This window comes from Arthrobacter pullicola, from assembly GCF_014836875.1.
Classification (GTDB): Bacteria; Actinomycetota; Actinomycetes; order Actinomycetales; family Micrococcaceae; genus Arthrobacter_B; species Arthrobacter_B pullicola.
In genome coordinates this window covers 296,563-313,521 of sequence record NZ_JACSQC010000001.1, presented here as the reverse complement: position 1 = coordinate 313,521, position 16,959 = coordinate 296,563, and the positions used below count along the sequence as shown (strand labels likewise).

Sequence of the window (16,959 nt, the reverse complement as noted above, 5' to 3'; positions counted from 1 at the left end):
TGCCAGACGCACTTTTACCCGCTAGGCTCCGGGGCAGTTCCGGGACACCACTATGTCACCGGAATGCCAACTAAGTCTCGGATTCCCGGCGCGCGTCCCTCTCTGCGGTTTGCCCCGGGCAGCATGAGCGTGGCTCACGTCTGATGGGGGTATTCAATGAGGAGAACGTCACTAGTCCGGTCCGGTCCAGCGCGCGCTGTGGCCGTTACGGCGGCCCTGGTGGTCGGCGGCGCACTGATCGGGGTGCCGGCCCAGGCCGCACCCGGCGCCGGCGAGCCCGAGGAGTCGGCTGCTTCCCAGCCGGCTGCGGCCCCGGAGACTGCCGGAACCGCGGACCTGGCCGGCGCTCTGCCGCCCGGTCTCGCCGAGGCACTGCAGCGCGACCTCGGCCTGACCGAGGCAGAATTCCGCGACGCCGGTGAGCTGGGCCAGCGCGCCGCCGCCGCCCTGCCGCGGCTTCAGGCCACGGAAGGCTTCGCCGGTCTGGCACTGGAAGACGCGGAAATTGTGATTTACGGATCGGGCACCGCGCTGGAAGCCCTGGCCGAGGAGCTGGACGCACGGCTCGAGGCACCGGCGGCCACGGACAAGGCAACCGACGCCGCCGATGACGAGTCATCTGACGACAAGACGGCGACGGACGCCGGCAGCACTCCTGCCGCTCCCGCTCCCACCGAGACGGCGGCACCTGCCCCTTCGTCCGAGCCCGCACCGGAAGAGTCCGCTGCCGAAGGCACCCAGGCCGACGCGGCAGCGACCCGCACCGCGACCGATCTGACTTCCTTGGCACGCGACTACATTGCCAACGTGGGAGTGGACGGACTCCAGTCCATCAGCCTCGACTCTGACGGCTTCACGATTAATGTCGAAAACCCGGAAGCTCCCGTCACAGCCTCAGCGCGGACGCTGCAGGATTCAGCTGCACCCGCCACGCCGAAGGAATTCGCCGACGACTACACCAACGTCCAGGCAGTAAAGTCCAACGGTGGGCCAGGCGTCCCACTGGAGAACGTCTACGGCGGCCAAGGGTATGTCAGCGGAAACGGCAGCCAGCTCGCCGGCTCGTGCTCCATCGGTTTCAACGGCTGGAACCCGGCAGGCGAGCCGGCAGTTATTACTGCGGGGCACTGCACCGGCGACGGCTCTCTTAAGGACACCTACCTGGCTCCGACGGATGGCACCAACGTTGTCACAACGGAACTGGGTACCTTCGGCACCTCGGTCTTCGGCGGACCGGGCAACACACCCTCGAGTGTGGAAAATCCTAACGTTGGCACCGACGTTGCCGTTATTGACGGCATCAACACTGACCTGGACCTGCTGGCTGAAGTCACCGGGTGGGCCGCGGGCGGACTTTCAGAGACCACAACCCGGATCACCGGCGTCGGCTCAGCTGTCGCCGGGCTGCCGGTCTGCCGGTCCGGGCTGACCACCGGCTGGGAGTGCGGGACGGTCGACAAGCTGGCGGTCTTCTTTGTCGGCGGCCACAAGATGGCTACCGATCCCAACGACGTTCGTGCTGTCCTGGGCTTCGAGTCCACTTTGAAGGCAAAGGGCGGCGACTCCGGCGGACCGGTCATCGCCGGCAACACCGCTCTGGGGCTGGTCAGCGGCGGCATGGGACAAACGGATAAGGACGGCTTCTATAACACCGTCGGCGCTGCTGATCTGACGTCGGCACTCTCCGTCACCGGCGGCTACACCGTGGCCCTGCATGTCGAGGCACCGGAGCTGAACATCAAGAACGGCGACACAGTGGAAACCGATCAGGTGCTGACCGGCACCGCACCGGCTGGCTCGGCCGTCAAGGTCACCCTCAACGGTTCCAGCACGAAGGTGGAGACCGCTCCGGACGGATCGTGGAGCGTACAGGTACCGCGCACCCTTTCCGACGGCGGAAAGCTGGAAATTGAAGCCAGTGCTGCCATCGGGCAGTACAACAAGTCGAAGACCACCACGTACAGCGTGACGGTTAAGCACTCTGCACTGGCGGCTCCGGTCCTGACCAACCTCGCTGACGGAGCGGCCGTTGTGAACGAGCTCCGGACGCTCGAAGGGATCGCGGATCCCACGGCGACCGTAACCCTGGAGGTCGCACCCGCGGCTGCAACGGAGGACGCAGGCGAAGCACAGGCCTTGGCAGCCACCGATCCCCAGGTCCTGACGGTTACCCCGGACAAGGACGGATCGTTCTCTGTTCAACTGGAAGAGGCGCTGTCCTACGGCCTGTATTCGGTGTCCGCCAGCCAGGACGGCGCTCCCGGCAAGACCGCCTCGCCGGTGGTGACCACCTCCTTCAGCGTGATCTACCCGGCTCCGGCCATCACGTCGCTGCGGGACGGCGAAGTCTTCACCGAAGCCACGGCTCCGGAGACCATCTCCGGCACCGGCGTTCCGGGTGCAACGCTCACCCTGGCCGTCGGCGACGCAGACCCCGTTGCCGTGGTGGATGCTGATGGCAACTGGACCGTGGAACTGGGCACCTGGGCTGCCGGTGAATACGTTGTCACCGCCACCCAGGAACTGGATGGCATTGGCTCGGCAGCGGCGACTGCCACGATCCGGGTCACGGAACTTCAGGTGGCTGGCGTAGCCAACCCGAAGCCGTCCGGCAAGCTTCCCAGCACTGGCGTAAGCGGCACCACCGCACTGCTCTCAGCCGCAGGCATCCTGCTCCTGGGCGGCGCGGCCGGCGTAGGCATCAGCCGCCGCCGCCGCAGCAGCACCCGCTAGCCCGCCAGCCGGCTCACAGAACGGTCCGGGATCCGCCTTCGCGCGGAACCCGGACCGTTTCGGTCTGGCATGATGACCGGCGGAGACCAATACTGGGAAGGCCTTGCGGGTCAGGACGGAAAGGATGAGGTTCAATGCAGTCAGTACGGTGCGGTTCCACAATCGGTTCACAGTCCACAGCCGGTTCACAGTCCGCGGTCCGTTCGAATTCCGCAGTCCGTCCCCTGTCCACCGCGGCACCGCTGGCGCGTGCACTGGCCGTTGGCGCCCTCCTGCTGCCGCTGGCCGGCTGCGGTCCTGCACCGGAGCCGGCTTCCACCGGGGCAGGAGCTGACGCCGCCCCTTCAGAACAACTTGCAGCTGTCGCTGGGCCCGCGGTTCCGGCCGCTTCGAAGCCCGGAACTGTCTTCCCTGAGGCTGCAGAATCACCCCCGGAGGACGGCATGGCTGACCTGGCAGAAACCAACATGGCCCTCAAAGCGGCACTCGGCGCGGCGTACACCGATGCGTGGGTTGCTGACGGCACACTGCATGTGGCGGTCACGGACACGTCCTTCTTTGAGGCCATCCGAGCCGCGGGAGCCGTCCCGGTGCAGGCAGCATTCTCCGCAGCGGACCTGCAGGCAGCACTGCGCCTTGTCCACGACACCGGAGCTGCGGCAGGGACGGAGTTCCATAGCCTTAGTTTCAGCGGCCAAACCGGCATCACCGCCCAGGTACCCGCGGAACAGGTCGAGCCGTTGCGCGCGGCCCTGTCCGCCGCTGCACTTCCGGGCAATGTGCCCGTAGCGGTAGCCGTATCCACGGGAGTTGGAGTACCACTGGACCCAAACAACTCCTGACGGCCCGGTTTCAGCTGCCCCGGGGCGCGTCAGCGGAACATCCGCTTCTAGACTGAGGGTGTCGAGCAGTACGGCATTCCGCCTGCCTCCAGGAGATTGTATGGAGCAGAAACTGCGTTCCGCCCTGTCCCCCCGCGCCGCCTGGATCCTGATCGGCGCCTGCATCATCTTCTGGATAGTCTCGGCGTTCGGGCTTCTCCAGCTGCCGGCTTCTGCACCGTCGCTGCTGATGTTCTTCTGGCTGTACCTGAACGCACTGGCAGCCCTGGCCAGCGCTGTGGCGGTGGCGGCCGCGGTTGCTGCGTTGGTGCTGCACCGCCGGGTGTCACGGCACCTGGAACCGGAGGGTGCCGGCGGCGCACCGCCGTCGGCCCTGGACGCCGCGGAGGAGACCGACCTCAACCGGCTGCTGAACGAGGAACCGCCGAATGAACCCGGCACCCCCGCTCCAAGTCAACCAGCGCCGGCGTCGGCAGCAGAGTCCACCCGGACCTCACGCAGGAAGCGCAAGCGGCGCTAGCTGGCCCGGCGTCTGATCAAAACCAGCCGCTCAGTACCAGGGAGTGTTGCAGTCCTACGCTTTGTCAGCGGAGCCTTCGGTAGGATCGGCGCCGGCGGGAGGTGTCTTGGAAGCCTGGCCGTTTTCGGGAGCCTTCTTCGCACCGGGCGCTCCGACGCTGCCGGCACCGCCGGGAATATTGGCGGAGGCACGGTGAACGCCGGAACCTTCGCTGAGGTGGTCAGGATTAGGCTTCTCAGTCATCAGCAGCAGCGAGGAAATCAGCAGCGAGGCGATAAACGCGATGCCTGCTGCGGTGAGGCCTAGATCGACCCGCAGCTCCTTGGTGGCACCACCGGTGGCGAAGATCATGGTGGTGATACCGGCAATGATGGCCAGGACTGCGGAGAAAACCAGCGGGGCTTTCACGGAATTCCGTTTCTGCGGCCCACTGGGCTGGCTCTTCGCCACTATCTGTCCTCCTGCATTGTCGTTTGGGCGGTCTTCTACCTCAGGTAGAAGCCGCGGTCAGTTCTAGTTTACGGCCTTCGAGGCTTCCTCGCTGTCCCGGGCCAGGCTGGCGTCATGGCGCAGCCCCAGGCCGGAGATCGCGAGAATCACCGCAGTGATGACTGCGGCTCCCCCGCTGACACCAAGGAGGGCCTGGACATGGCTGCCTTCGGGCAGGGTAAGGAAGACCGGCATCAGGACACCGGCGCCGATTCCAACCACGCCGGTGATCAGCCAGTCACGCGCCGGGACGAACTGCTTCCGGGCACGGAACCAGAGCACGAGTTCTATGACTCCCCCGATGAGGAGGGCGGCTCCGGCGGTGTATGCAAAGACCTCCGCCGATTGAACAACAGCCACAAGGACGCCGGCCACGGCGTAGACGGCTGCTGCGGCAAGCAGTGCGGCCGGAACCAAGGCAACCCCGCAGCCCTTGGCCAGGGCGGACATCCGCCAGACGCTGACTCCGGTGAGCACCAGGTAGATTCCGCCTGCGAGGGCGAGGACCGCCACTGTGGGTTCCTGCCAGAAAATGGTCACTGCGCCGTAAACCGCCGCGATGACGGAACGCAGCAGAATAGGGATCCAAGGTGCCTTGGGGTGGGATACGCCCACGGTTGGCCTCCGCTTTCAGGTTGCTTGGCGGCCGGTCCGGCCGATCCTTAGCTTAGTCCTTCCGGTTCCCGGGTGCCGCACCGGTCCGCATCCAGGCGTCTCCACGGGCCCGCCAGGCGAGGGTGATGGCCCGCGCTGACATGTAGCCGAGCCCAAAGGCCGCCCACAGCCAGGCGATTCCGGTCCCGCCCTCGAGTCCGGAAACGTGGACCCACCACAGCAGCGGCAGATAAGCCAGCAGGTTCACGACGCCGGTGAGGGCCAGGTACTTGGCGTCGCCGGCCCCGATGAGCACGCCATCCAGGACGAACACCAGGCCGCAGACCGGCTGTGCAGCGGCCAGGACCCACAGGCCGGCCGTCAGCGCGTGCTGCACACCCGGGTCGGGGGTGAAGATCCAGCCGACAAACGGAGCCGCGGCGGCCAGCAGCGCGCCGGTGATGACGCCGAAGCCGAGGCCCCACCGGGACATGGTCCGGGTCAGGTCACGGACGGTCCGGCGGTTCCCGGCTCCCAGTTCCTTGCCGATCATGGCCTGCGCGGCGATGGCGAGCGCATCGAGGGCGAACGCCAGGAAGGTAAAGAACGTCATGACCAGCTGATGGGCGGCCAGGGACACCGGCCCCTGGGACGTGGCGACGAAAACGGCGGCAAGCACCGCGATCCGCAGGCTCAGGGTACGCAGCATCAACCAGGATCCGACATGCAGGCTGGCCAGGATGCCGGACGCCGCCGGACGCAGTGACACCCCTTCCCGCCGGGCCATGCGGGCCACCATGATCAGGTAGACCGCAGCCATACCCCACTGGCTGATGCTGGTTCCCAGCGCCGCGCCGGCGACCGAAAGGCCCAGTCCGTAAACGAGCAGGAAGTTCAGTCCGATGTTGACGCTGAACCCGGCCACCGCGACGATGAGCGGGGTCTTGGTGTCCTGGAGACCGCGCAGCACGCCGGTGGCGGCCAGCACCACCAGCATCGCGGTCAGCCCCGGTGCCGACCAGCGCAGGTAGTCCACGGCATAGCGCTGCACTTCCCCCTCCGCGCCCATCACGCCGGTCAGCCACGGTGCCAGGAGGACGGCCGCGGCGGAAAGGACGATGCCCAGCAGCACTGCCAAGGCGATGCCGTCCCGTCCGGCTGCCACTGCCTCGCGGTGGCGGTTCCCGCCCAGGTACCGCGCCACGGTGCCGGTGGTCGAATAGGCCAGGAACACCATCAGCCCGACGGCGGTCTGCAGGACCGTTGACGCCAGGCCCACACCGGCCAGCTGGTTCACGCCCAGATGCCCGACGATCGCGGCATCGGCAAGCAGAAACAGCGGTTCAGCGATCAGCGCCCCGAGAGCCGGCAGGGCCAGGGCAAGGATCTGCCGGCCGAGGCCGCGGTCCGCAGCGGGAGTCCTGGTTTTCACTCCTCTAGCCTAAGGCTGGCCGGGTCCCGGCTAAGTCCCCCCGCCAAGGCGCCACCGGCCTCCTGGCAAGGCCGTAGCGAGAAGGGCAGCCAGCGCCATCAGCATGCCAACAAATCCCGCCAGCCCCGCCCAGCCTGAGCGTTCGAAAAAGAAACCGCCGGCCCAGCCAAGCAGGCTGGATCCGCCGTAGTAGGCAAGGTTGTACAGCGACGAGGCCTGCGCCCGGCCTCCTTCGGCCAGCACCGGCACCCACCCCGAAGCGATGGCGTGCGCGCCGAAGAACCCGGCAGTGAAAACCACCAGCCCGGCGATCACCGCCGGCAAAGTCTGCATTAGCGTGAGCGCGAGTCCGGCAGCCATCACCGCGGTGCTGGCCAGCAGGACGCTCCTGCGGCCTCCCGCCAGCAGCCCGGCGGCCTTCCCTGCTGCGCGCGAGGACCAGGTGCCGGCCAAATAGGCGAGGAACAGGGAACTGGCCAGCGCCTGCGGCAGGTTGAACGGTGCCATTCCGAGCCGGAAGCCAAGATAGTTGTAAACCGCGACAAATCCACCCATCAGCAGGAAGGCCTGGGCGTAGAGCACCAGCTGCCGCGGTGACCGCAGGTTCCCTGCCAACCGGGCACCCAGGCCGGGGCCGCCGTCGTGCCGCCGGACGGGAACGTAGCCGCGCTGCCGCGGTGCCGCAAGCATAAAAACGACGGCGGCTGCCGCAGCGAGCAGGCTGACCGCCGCAACGCCCAGGCGCCAATCGGCATACTCGCCGATGGGCGCCGCCACGATCCTGCCTGCCAGTCCGCCGATCGTAGTCCCCGATACATAGGTTCCGGCGGCGACGGCAGCGTGGACCGGGCTGACTTCCTCACTGAGGTAGGCCAGGGCGACCGCCGGAATCCCGCCCAGGGCCGCACCCTCGGCGAAACGGAGGAGCAGGAGCGCCGGAAAGTCCGGCGCCAGCGGCACCAGCAGTCCCAGGACGACGGCGGCCACGATGGCTGCCCGCATCACCGGCAGCCGGCCGAAACGGTCAGCGGCCGCGGACCAGGGGATGACGGCGGCAGCCAGGCCCAGCGTGGCGGCGGAGACACTAAGCGCCGCGGTGGCGGCGGTGATCCCGAAGTCGGCAGCCAACTCGGGCAGCAGGCCCTGCACGGAGTAGAGCTGGGCGAAGGTCGCGAGTCCAGCAGCGGCCAGCCCCACCAGTACTCCCCGGTAGCCGGCGCTTCCGCGTTCGTGGCCCAGGAATCCGTCCCGGCCCTCAGCCACGGGGCGGCCCGGCTTCCCGGCGCGGGTTCCGGGGTTTTCCCGCCGGATCCCCGGAAGCTGAGAGCGCAGCCAGTTCGCGCCGCAGGTTTGCGCGGGCCGCGGCTCCCCACAGTTCCTCTCCCCGGGCGGTGCGGAAGAGCCGGGTCCGGCCCAGGAGCGCGTCAAGGACGGCACGGCGGCCGGCGCGGAAGGCCTCATCGTCGAAGTGCCGGTATTCGAGGCGCACGTCAGCGGCATACCGGTCATATCCCTCCGCGCCCCGGCCCAGCACGGCCAGGTCCGCGTCGCTGAGCAGCGCACCGCTGATATCCCCGGGATCCGGATCGTGGCCGGCCGTCAGCCGGACCAGCCGGGCCGTCTCCGCCGTCTCGGAACGGCTGACGCCGGCAGCCGGGAGCAGCTGCTCCGCCAAGACCGCGGAGGCCTCCTCGTCCGTGCCGGGTACGCCGTCGTACACCGCGTCATGGAACCAGGCTGCCAGCAGCACCGGACGGTCACTGCAGCCAAGACGATGCAGGGCTTCCAGGGTTTGGAGCAGGTGGCGGCGGTCGTGATAGCGGCGGTGCGGCTCGCCCCACCGGTTCAGCAGCTCGGCACCCAGCTCCGGGGTTCCGGGGAGCATCGCCTCCCAGCGGCGGCGCAGCGGGTGCACCAGGGACGCGGCGCGTTCACGCGCCGGTATCCGCAGTCCGCCGGCGATCAGGGCACGGACCAAGGTGGCGCCGTCGACGGCTGCGGCACCGGCGTTCACCAGGTCGCGGTACCGGTGCGCCGGCACGTCATAGTGGTCCTGGTCAAAGGCGCGGCGGGGAATTCCGGCGGCGCCGGCAAAGGCATGCAGTTCTTCCAGCGAGGTGTCGGACACCAGGTGGGAGAAGTAAGTGTTGTGGGCAGGCCACAGGGGCGGGTCGATGTAGATCAAGCGGACTCGGAGGGCCGGGGTGCGGGAACCATTCCTCCATCCTTAGCCCACCGGGTCCGCAATTTCCATCTGGCCGGCTGCGCGCCCGCCTTCCACCGTGCGGGTCGGCGGGCACCCGGCAGAGCCTCCGCAGGACAGATCCTCCGCGGAACGGCGGGGTGCCGTCCCGCGGAAGGGTTCTGCAGTCCGGCTAGTGTCCGGCCGGCTCCGCTGCGGTGCTGCCGCGGACAATCCGGGCGGTTTCATCCTCCGCCGGCTCGGACAGATAGCGCTCCAGCGAGTCGTCAAGCTCGCTCAGCCACGGCGTGTGGTGGACCACGGACTCGGTTCCGGTCAGGACGGAGGTGTGCACACCGTCGCGGTAGGTGAGGATGTTCTCCTTCTTGTCCTGTTTCCAGGCGAGGAAGACCTCAACGACGCGGTCGAGGTCGAACTCCGGATAGTCCGTGGCGTCCACCAGGTCCCGGATGTAGTCGGCCTGGAAACGCACCTCGTCGGCAGCGCTGCCGATTGCCCGGAAGCGGCCCTGCCACTCGGCCAGGTGCTGCAGGCGGCCGGCCGCGGAAGGAAGTTCCGCGGTGCCCAGGATGAGGTCCCGCACGTACCAGGCCTGCGCATCGAACATGTTGAAAGTGAACCACTGGTCCTGCGCGCCGAGGTAGTAAAGATGCGGGTTCCCCTCCCACACCACACCCCGGTAGAGGCGCTCCGGGTAGACGTTGTTCGGGGAGTCCAGCGCAAGTTCGGCCGGCAGGAACGGATACTTGTGGAGGTACCCGGTGCATAGGATCACTGCGTCGAAGCGGCGCGTCTCACCGTTCGAGAAGCGCACGGTCTCGCCTTCGAAGCGTTCGATCAGCGGCAGTTCCTCCATGCTGTCCGGCCAGTCCAGGCCCATGGGAGCCGTCCGGTAGCTCATGGTGACTGACTTGGCGCCCATCTTGAACGCCTGCACACCGATGTCCTCAGCGGAATAGCTGGCCCCAACCAGCAGGACGTCTTTACCCGCGAGCGCCTCCGCACCGCGGAAATCGTGGGCGTGGCGCAGTGACCCGGGAAAGGTTTCGATGCCGTCAAAGTCGGGCACGTTCGGGACGGAGAAGTGTCCGGTAGCCACCACAACGCGGTCGAAGCGCTCCGTCGTCGTCGTTTTGGCCCGGAGATCCTCGACCGTAACCTCGAAGCCGCCGTCGACCTCCTTCACCCAGCGGACGGCGTGCGCAAAGCGCACCCACTTCCGAACGTCCGTTTTGCTGACCCGGCCGTTGATGTAGTCCCAGAGGACCGCCCGCGGCGGGTAAGAGGAGATGGGCCGGCCGAAGTGCTCGTCGAAGGTGTAATCGGCAAACTCGAGGGCTTCCTTGGGTCCGTTGGACCAGAGATTGCGGTACATGCTGGAGTGGACGGGCTCACCGTAGCCGTCGATCCCGGTGCGCCAGTTGTAGTTCCACTGGCCTCCCCAGTCATCCTGCTTCTCGAAGCAGACAATCTCGGGGACTTCCAGGCCCTGCCGGGCCGCCGACTCAAACGCTCTGAGCTGGGCCATGCCGCTGGGGCCGGCTCCGATAATGGCAATTCGTGCAGTCAAGGCTGCCTTTCCGGCCTTCCGGCCTCGTGTCACACAGCGCGGAGGCGGCCCGTGGGCCGCCTCGACACGCCGCTTCGTATAACCGGAAGCAGCCATCACGTGGCGGGTGCTCCCGGGGGCGCCGAAAGGGGCGCCCATGCGGCCCATCCTATCGGCCGGGTTTTCCCACCCCTCTTTCCCAGGTCTTTCCCAAGACTGACCCCGGTGCCGCCGGTGCCGGGCGGTCCTTGCTGCGCTGCGGCGGTTTGGCTGCCGGTTACCCCTTGTCCGGCCGCAGGCCGGATGGTCCAATATCTGCCATGACGCAGACGGAAGATACTGTCCTGGCTATCGGCACGCGCAAGGGCCTCTGGCTTGCCCGCAGCACAGACCGCACGGACTGGAAGCTCAGCGGGCCCCACTTTCTGATGAATGAAGTTGCCAGCGTTGCCTTGGATACCAGGAACTCGCCCCCGCGGATCCTGGCCGGGCTGCTCTCCTCCCACTGGGGACCAACGGTGGTGGCCTCCGACGATCTCGGCGGGACCTGGACGGAGCCTGAAGAGGGCGCCATCTCCTTCCCCGCCGCGACCGGGGAGGCCCTGGGCCGGATCTGGCAGCTGCAGCCGGACTCCGCGGACCGCCCTGGGGTGGTCTGGGCAGGATGCGAACCGATTTCGGTATGGAAATCGACCGACGGGGGAAACCGGTTCGAATTGAACCAGGCCCTGTGGGACCACCCGCACCGCACGGAATGGGGTGCCGGCTACGGCGGGGCGGCCGCTCACACCGTCCTGCCAAGTCCCATCGATGAGACTGTGCACGTGGCCATCAGTTCCGGTGGTGTCTACCGCTCCGACGACGGCGGAGACAGTTGGCAGGCACGCAACCAGGGCATCTCCGCCTACTTTTTGCCCGATCCGAATCCCGAATTTGGGCAGTGCGTCCACAAGGTGGCACGTGACGCCGAGGTTCCTGGCCGCCTGTACGCGCAGAACCACCATGGGGTGTACCGCTCCGATGACTCAGGCGAGACGTGGGTTTCGATCGCCGACGGGCTTCCCGTGGACTTTGGCTTCGTGATGCTTTCCCATCCGCGCCGCGGCGGAACCATCTGGACCATTCCCTTGGTGGCTGACGGCGAACGCATCCCTCCGGACGGCCGGCTGGCGGTCTACCGCAGCACCGATGCGGGGAACTCATGGACCAGGCAGGACGCCGGCCTGCCGGACGCCGAGTACAACGCCATCCTGCGCGATGCGGCCGCTGTTGATGCAGGCCAGCCGGCCGGAGTCTACTTCGGCACCCGGGCCGGTGATGTCTTCGCCAGCGCCGACGAAGGGGGTAGCTTTCACCTGGTCGCTTCCAATCTTCCCGATATCCTGTGCGTCCGCGCTGCCACGCTCGGACCGGCTGGCCAATGACTGCCGGTGAGGTCCGGGTCCTGCTGCCGGAAGTCCTGGCGGCCACGGCGGAAGGTCAGCGGGAGCTCACGCTCTCCGGGGCCGACGGACTCACGGTCGGATCACTGCTTGACGCACTAGCGCTGCGCTATCCCGTGCTGGAACGGCGGATCCGGGACGAGACAGGGATGCTGCGGCGGTATGTGAACATCTACATCGACGGCCAGGACATCCGTGGCCTTGACCGGCAGGACAGTGTGCTTGGCTCCGGCGCCGAGGTGCTGGTCCTGCAGTCCATCGCCGGCGGTTAGGCGCGCGAACCCGGCTGAACAAGTGGTTAAACACAGAACGGCTGGACTCCCGAAGGAGTCCAGCCGTTCTCACGCAGCACCGTCTTAGGCGGGGAGCTGCAGGACCTCGCCGGTGAAGATGAGGTCCGGGTGGACGATCGTGCCGGCGTTGGCAGCGTAGAGGGCCTGCCAGCCGCCTGCAATGCCGAGCTTCTCGGCAATGGAGGACAGGGTGTCGCCAGCCTGAATGGTGTAGGTTTCACCGCTCAGTGCCGGAGCCTGGACGGGAGCAGCCGGGGCCAGCGAGGAGGCGGGAACCTCCACAGGTGCGGCTGCGACCGGGGCCGGCTCAGTGTAGGTCGGTGCCGGGGCAACTTCCTGCACCGGGGTCTCCGGGACGTAGGTTTCGACCGGAGCGGTGTAGGTCTCGACAGGTGCAGTCTCAACGTACTGCTCCTGCGGCGTGACGGTCTGGCTCTGGGTGCTCACATCGGTGGTGGCACCGGAGGTCACGCCGGTGGCGCCGCCGGAGAGGCCAAGCTTGGCAGAGCATGCGGGCCATGCACCCCAGCCCTGGCCTGCCAGGACGCGCTCAGCAACAGCGATCTGCTGCTCACGGCTGGCGTTTTCGGGGCTGCCGGTTCCACCGAAGGCTGCCCAGGTGGAAGGCGTGAACTGCAGGCCGCCGGAGAAACCGTTGCCGGTGTTGATGTTCCAGTTGCCGCCGCTCTCGCACTGCGCCAGGGCGTCCCAAGTACTCGCATCGGCCGCCTGGGCACCGGGCCCAGCAAAGGTGAGGCCTGCGCCAGCCACGACGGCAGCAGCAAGTCCACGGCGAACGTAACGGGTAATCTTAGAGTTCTTCATCAGCTGTATCTGCTCCTGAGGGCCCACCATGCGTTCCGCCCGTCCCCGGGCTTCACAACGCCGTCGCCTACCCCGACTACTAGAGTTCAGGTTTAGGTGCTCCCATCGCGGCGACGTCTGGTGGCGCGGGGCACCTTGCAATTTGTCGGCCACACCATCTCATGTGGGGTGCTGGCCGGCCGGATCAGCCTCAGCGGACTCTCTTGGATCCGACGTAGTCCCGTATTGGGTACATATCCAAGCTAAGACGAGTTCGAATCGATACCAAATCGAGACCTTCGGAAATGAACCGTTACCCTACGGGACTTCCGCTTATTCATGCGGATCGAGGGGCCAAATGTGCACTTTGCCACAGGGCCGTTTTAGCGGTATTGGAAGCTGTTTGACCCGGTTGTTTTTGTGGCCGCACTCACGGATATAAGGCTCCGGAGAGGGTTCATCAGCACGGTTTCCTCGGAACTTACATTCCCGTCAACGACCTCTTCAACTCAAGACCCACTGTCCGCGCAGCCGGTGCGAGTGCGGCCAAGACAGGTTCAATCTGGAACCCATCAGCAGGCACGACTACAGCCAAAGCAGCCACAGTTTGGCCATATGGCCCCCTGACCGGCACGGCGATCGCCGTGGATTCCGGATGGATAAACCCACTGGTCACGGCGTGGCCCTCTGACCTCGCTTTGGCTACCCGCGCCCGGAGGGACGAGGTGCTTTGAGCCGGCTCCGTTGCGTACCGGGGCCGGGGAAGCTCCAGGATCCGGTTTTCCTCCTCGGGGCTCTGCCCTGCCACCAGAACCAGCCCGCTTGAGGTCGCGTACCAGGGAATCCGCCCACCCACCGCTGTGAAGTTGACGGCGGATTCCGGGGCTGAGAGCCGTTCCAGGTACAGAACCTCGGCGCCCTGCAGGATTCCCAGCTGCGCATGCTGCTGAAGCTTGTCCCGCAGCTGTTCCAGATAAGGCAGCGCGGTCTCACGCAGGCCAAAAACGCCCGGAGCGCGCACTGCCAACTCCCAGAGCTTTACCCCCAGAAGGAGTTCCCGCCCCCTGCGCTCCAACAGTCCGAGCCCGACGAGCTCGGCGACGATCCCATGCACAGTGCTCGTTGGCATTCCGGTACGGGCCGCAATCTGGGTCAGTGTGAGTTCGCTGCGTGACGGATTGAACGCTTCCAGTACCCGCACAGCCCTGGAAAGCCCTGAATGGCCTTGTGAAGAACGCGCCACGGAACCTCTTTTTCGTTTCATGCGAATCGCGTCACGCTCTGTGCGTGACTCAGATCATACTTTCGGGAACGAAGAACCGCGGAAAGGCCGGAAAACGACAGTGACAAATACAGCAGTTCCCGTGGGTCTGCCCACTGCCGGATGGCTTGATCCGGCAGAACTGGCATGCGACCCCTACCCCAGTTACGAACGTCTTCGCCGGGAGACTCCAGTGGCATGGGCTCCGGCCGTGAAAAAGGTCCTCATTTCTACGTTCGAGGGCTGCAGCTTCGGAGAACGCCATCCAGAAATCTTCTCCTCCAACGTCTCCGGCGGGACGATGGCAAAAGCGCTGGGCGGGCGCCCGCTGATCCGCAAGGACGATCCGGAGCACGCCAGCGAGCGTGCCCCCATGAACCGGACGCTGAGGCCGAAGCAGATTATGGAAATCTGGGCCGACAAATTTGAAATCAATGCCCGCCGGTACCTCGCCGAGATGGTCTCCAACAGCCAGGGTGCCGCAGATCTAAACGCCGCGTATGCGGCCCCGCTGGCTGCAAAGAATCTTTGTGACATGGTCGGCATGCCGGATGTGGAGCCGCTGGATTTGGCGCGCTGGTCAGTTGATTTCATTGCCGGGACCGGCAATGTGCTTGACCGGCAGGACATCTGGGACCGCTGCGAGCGTTCCCGGGCGGAGTGTGATGCCGCCCTGGACGAGACTGTCGCCCGGCTGCGCAGGCACCCGGATCCTTCCATTACGTCAATGCTGCTCGAAGGCGGCATGGCCGAAGATCAGGTGCGCAACAACATCAAATTGACGATTTCCGGTGGCATGAACGAACCGCAGCACATGATCACCAACATGGTCTGGTTGCTGGACCGTTCACCCGATCAGAAGGCCGCGGTGCTTGCCGACCCTGGTTTGTGGAAACAGGCTTTTACCGAGGCCGCGAGGCTTTTCTCCCCGATTGGCATGATTACTCGCCAAACAATTGCCGATGTCGAAATCCAGGGAGTGGCGATACCCGCCGGAACCCAGATCGGCATGATTCTCTCCTCAGCGAACCGGGACTCAACACAGTTCACAAACCCCGATCAATTCGACATTCACCGTCCGCCTGGAACCAATCTGGCCTTCGGATCGGGTGTACACCAGTGCGCCGGCAAATGGGCGGCCCAAAAAGCCATCGGAGATATTGCTGTTCCCTTGCTCTACCGGGAACTTCCCGGCTTGAAACGGGATAAGTCCCAGCAGGAAATCTGGGACGGCTGGGTCTTCCGCGGCCTCACCAGCCTGCCTGTCGTGTGGTAACAGTCATCCCATCCAGAGAAAGTGACAACGATGTCATCGATAAACCCTTACTCCACGGCTGCTGACCGCACGGTGGTCCGCGAGCGCCGCCGCGTGGTCCTGTCCAGCTACCTCGGAACGACTATCGAGTTTTATGACTTCCTGCTGTACGCAACGGCCTCGGCTGTGGTTTTCGGACCGGTGTTCTTCTCTGGGCTGGACCCCTGGGCAGGTACGGTCGCCGCTTACGGAACCTTTGCCGCAGGATACGTAGCCCGCCCTCTCGGCGGCGTCATCTTCGGGCACTTTGGCGACAGGCTGGGCCGCAAGAAGCTACTCGTTATCTCCATGCTGATCATGGGCACCGCGTCCACAGCCATCGGCCTGGTCCCAGGCCCGGACCTGATCGGCGCCTGGGGGGCCGTATTGCTCGTCCTCCTGCGGGTGATCCAGGGCATTGCGATCGGCGGAGAATGGGGAGGCGCTGCCTTGATGGCGCTGGAACACGCGGACCCCAAGTCGCGCGGCTTCGCAGCATCCTTCACGAACGCGGGTGCCCCCACCGGATCCGTCCTGGGCCTGCTGGTCATGAGCGCCTTCTCGGCCATGCCGCAGGAAGCCTTTCTCGCGTGGGGCTGGCGGGTTCCCTTCCTGCTCTCCTTCGTGCTGCTGCTCGTGGGCCTGTATGTGAGGTCCCGCGTCTCCGAAAGCCCTGTCTTCCAGGACGCGATGGCCCGCCTCGACAGCGAATCGGCAAAAGAAATGGGTGTCCGCCGGTCAGTGCCCCTGTTCCAGGTCCTTCGGCGGCCGGGGCTGCTGGTAACAGTGATCCTTGCTGCGACCTCGGCATTCGCACTTCAGACCCTGCTGTCGACATTCGCCATGTCCTACACGGTTTCTCTCGGGCTGCCGCAGTCCCAGGTCATGCTCGCCTTTGCCGGCGCCGGAATCATCAGCATCGGCACCACACTGCTGATGGGACGGATTTCTGACCGGTTGGGGCGCAAACCGCTGATGATCGCAGGCAACGTTCTCTTCATCCTTGTCCTGGTCCCCGTTTTCGCACTGCTCTCAAGCGGAAACCTCTCGCTGGTATTCCTGGCTTTCACCCTGGGAATCGTGACTCAGACGATTCTTTACGGACCGATGGCAGCTTTCATAGCGGAACGTTTCGGGACAGGATCGCGCTACACAGGCGCATCTCTGGGATATCAAATAGCCACTCTGCTGGGTGCCGGATTCACCCCGATCGTGCTGGCCAACCTCTATGGCGGCGGGCAGTCCACCACTCCCGTGATCGTCTACCTGGCGTCGGTTTCTCTCATAAGTCTGATCACCGTAGTTTTTATGCCGGAATCAAAGGACAGAAGCCTGACCGATTCACCCGGAACAGCGGCCGAAGCTTCCGAAGGGACGCGGTCAGCCGTGAGCTGACCGCGATGCGGTGGAGGCTAGCCTTCCGGGCTAGCCTCCACTCGCTTGGCGTCTGACCGGGGCCGCTGCTCTATCGATCCCGATCCTCCTTATTCGATTCCAAAGGGA

15 protein-coding genes are annotated in these 16,959 nt (G+C 65.9%); 7 read left to right on the top strand and 8 right to left on the bottom strand.

The features are described 5' to 3' along the window. Nucleotides 1-156 precede the first annotated feature (156 nt). The 3 genes from H9638_RS01505 to H9638_RS01495 all read left to right on the top strand — a co-directional run bounded on the left by H9638_RS01505 (nucleotide 157) and on the right by H9638_RS01495 (nucleotide 4,095). On the top strand, nucleotides 157-2,733 hold the full coding sequence (locus H9638_RS01505) for a S1 family peptidase (RefSeq protein ID WP_191745412.1): 2,577 nt from the start codon (nucleotides 157-159) through the stop codon (nucleotides 2,731-2,733). A 134-nt stretch (nucleotides 2,734-2,867) separates the two neighbouring features. Next, a complete protein-coding gene (locus tag H9638_RS01500) occupies nucleotides 2,868-3,575 on the top strand; it encodes a hypothetical protein (protein WP_191745411.1) in 708 nt (235 codons plus the stop codon). 100 nt (nucleotides 3,576-3,675) lie between these two features. After that, a complete protein-coding gene (locus tag H9638_RS01495) occupies nucleotides 3,676-4,095 on the top strand; it encodes a hypothetical protein (protein WP_191745410.1) in 420 nt (139 codons plus the stop codon). A 54-nt stretch (nucleotides 4,096-4,149) separates the two neighbouring features. Here the strand turns inward: H9638_RS01495 and H9638_RS01490 are convergent, their stop codons facing one another. From H9638_RS01490 to H9638_RS01465, 6 genes are all read right to left on the bottom strand, one after another. Continuing rightward, on the bottom strand, nucleotides 4,150-4,503 hold the full coding sequence (locus tag H9638_RS01490) for a hypothetical protein (protein WP_225216868.1): 354 nt from the start codon (nucleotides 4,501-4,503) through the stop codon (nucleotides 4,150-4,152). Between the two features lie 105 nt (nucleotides 4,504-4,608). After that, the gene (locus H9638_RS01485; RefSeq protein ID WP_191745408.1) at nucleotides 4,609-5,199 is read right to left on the bottom strand and encodes a DUF308 domain-containing protein; all 591 of its coding nucleotides are present in this window, start codon (nucleotides 5,197-5,199) and stop codon (nucleotides 4,609-4,611) included. 52 nt (nucleotides 5,200-5,251) lie between these two features. After that, nucleotides 5,252-6,610: an MATE family efflux transporter gene (locus H9638_RS01480; protein WP_191745407.1), complete on the bottom strand. Its 1,359-nt coding sequence runs from the start codon at nucleotides 6,608-6,610 to the stop codon at nucleotides 5,252-5,254. A 30-nt stretch (nucleotides 6,611-6,640) separates the two neighbouring features. Then, nucleotides 6,641-7,873 carry an MFS transporter gene (locus H9638_RS01475; protein ID WP_191745406.1) on the bottom strand — a complete coding sequence of 411 codons (1,233 nt, stop codon included), beginning with the start codon at nucleotides 7,871-7,873 and terminating at the stop codon, nucleotides 6,641-6,643. Beyond that, on the bottom strand, nucleotides 7,866-8,795 hold the full coding sequence (locus H9638_RS01470; protein ID WP_191745405.1) for a DUF4031 domain-containing protein: 930 nt from the start codon (nucleotides 8,793-8,795) through the stop codon (nucleotides 7,866-7,868). Before H9638_RS01470 ends, H9638_RS01475 begins: the two co-directional genes overlap by 8 nt. Nucleotides 8,796-8,985: 190 nt before the next feature. Continuing rightward, a complete protein-coding gene (locus H9638_RS01465; RefSeq protein WP_225216867.1) occupies nucleotides 8,986-10,383 on the bottom strand; it encodes an NAD(P)-binding domain-containing protein in 1,398 nt (465 codons plus the stop codon). Nucleotides 10,384-10,682: 299 nt separating this feature from the next. Here H9638_RS01465 and H9638_RS01460 point away from each other — a divergent pair, with 299 nt between their 5' ends. Both H9638_RS01460 and H9638_RS01455 read left to right on the top strand, forming a co-directional pair. Beyond that, the gene (locus H9638_RS01460; protein ID WP_191745404.1) at nucleotides 10,683-11,786 is read left to right on the top strand and encodes a WD40/YVTN/BNR-like repeat-containing protein; all 1,104 of its coding nucleotides are present in this window, start codon (nucleotides 10,683-10,685) and stop codon (nucleotides 11,784-11,786) included. Next, nucleotides 11,783-12,076 (top strand): MoaD/ThiS family protein, encoded by a 294-nt coding sequence (locus H9638_RS01455; protein WP_191745403.1) that lies wholly within the window; start codon nucleotides 11,783-11,785, stop codon nucleotides 12,074-12,076. Before H9638_RS01460 ends, H9638_RS01455 begins: the two co-directional genes overlap by 4 nt. A gap of 84 nt (nucleotides 12,077-12,160) precedes the next feature. Here the strand turns inward: H9638_RS01455 and H9638_RS01450 are convergent, their stop codons facing one another. Both H9638_RS01450 and H9638_RS01445 read right to left on the bottom strand, forming a co-directional pair. After that, nucleotides 12,161-12,922 carry a transglycosylase family protein gene (locus H9638_RS01450; protein ID WP_191745402.1) on the bottom strand — a complete coding sequence of 254 codons (762 nt, stop codon included), beginning with the start codon at nucleotides 12,920-12,922 and terminating at the stop codon, nucleotides 12,161-12,163. Nucleotides 12,923-13,382: 460 nt separating this feature from the next. Further along, nucleotides 13,383-14,144 (bottom strand): IclR family transcriptional regulator, encoded by a 762-nt coding sequence (locus H9638_RS01445; protein ID WP_191745401.1) that lies wholly within the window; start codon nucleotides 14,142-14,144, stop codon nucleotides 13,383-13,385. Between the two features lie 229 nt (nucleotides 14,145-14,373). Between H9638_RS01445 and H9638_RS01440 the strand changes: the two genes are divergently transcribed. Further along, nucleotides 14,374-15,438 carry a cytochrome P450 gene (locus H9638_RS01440; RefSeq protein WP_318241742.1) on the top strand — a complete coding sequence of 355 codons (1,065 nt, stop codon included), beginning with the start codon at nucleotides 14,374-14,376 and terminating at the stop codon, nucleotides 15,436-15,438. A gap of 30 nt (nucleotides 15,439-15,468) precedes the next feature. Further along, the gene (locus H9638_RS01435; protein ID WP_191745399.1) at nucleotides 15,469-16,851 is read left to right on the top strand and encodes an MFS transporter; all 1,383 of its coding nucleotides are present in this window, start codon (nucleotides 15,469-15,471) and stop codon (nucleotides 16,849-16,851) included. The last annotated feature ends 108 nt before the right edge of the window (nucleotides 16,852-16,959 follow it).

Coding starts and splice junctions, on each gene's coding strand:
- H9638_RS01505 (WP_191745412.1), top strand. CDS start 157: ATGAGGAGAACGTCACTAGTCCGGTCCGGTCCAGCGCGCGCTGTGGCC.
- H9638_RS01500 (WP_191745411.1), top strand. CDS start 2,868: ATGCAGTCAGTACGGTGCGGTTCCACAATCGGTTCACAGTCCACAGCC.
- H9638_RS01495 (WP_191745410.1), top strand. CDS start 3,676: ATGGAGCAGAAACTGCGTTCCGCCCTGTCCCCCCGCGCCGCCTGGATC.
- H9638_RS01460 (WP_191745404.1), top strand. CDS start 10,683: ATGACGCAGACGGAAGATACTGTCCTGGCTATCGGCACGCGCAAGGGC.
- H9638_RS01455 (WP_191745403.1), top strand. CDS start 11,783: ATGACTGCCGGTGAGGTCCGGGTCCTGCTGCCGGAAGTCCTGGCGGCC.
- H9638_RS01450 (WP_191745402.1), bottom strand. CDS start 12,922: ATGAAGAACTCTAAGATTACCCGTTACGTTCGCCGTGGACTTGCTGCT.
- H9638_RS01435 (WP_191745399.1), top strand. CDS start 15,469: ATGTCATCGATAAACCCTTACTCCACGGCTGCTGACCGCACGGTGGTC.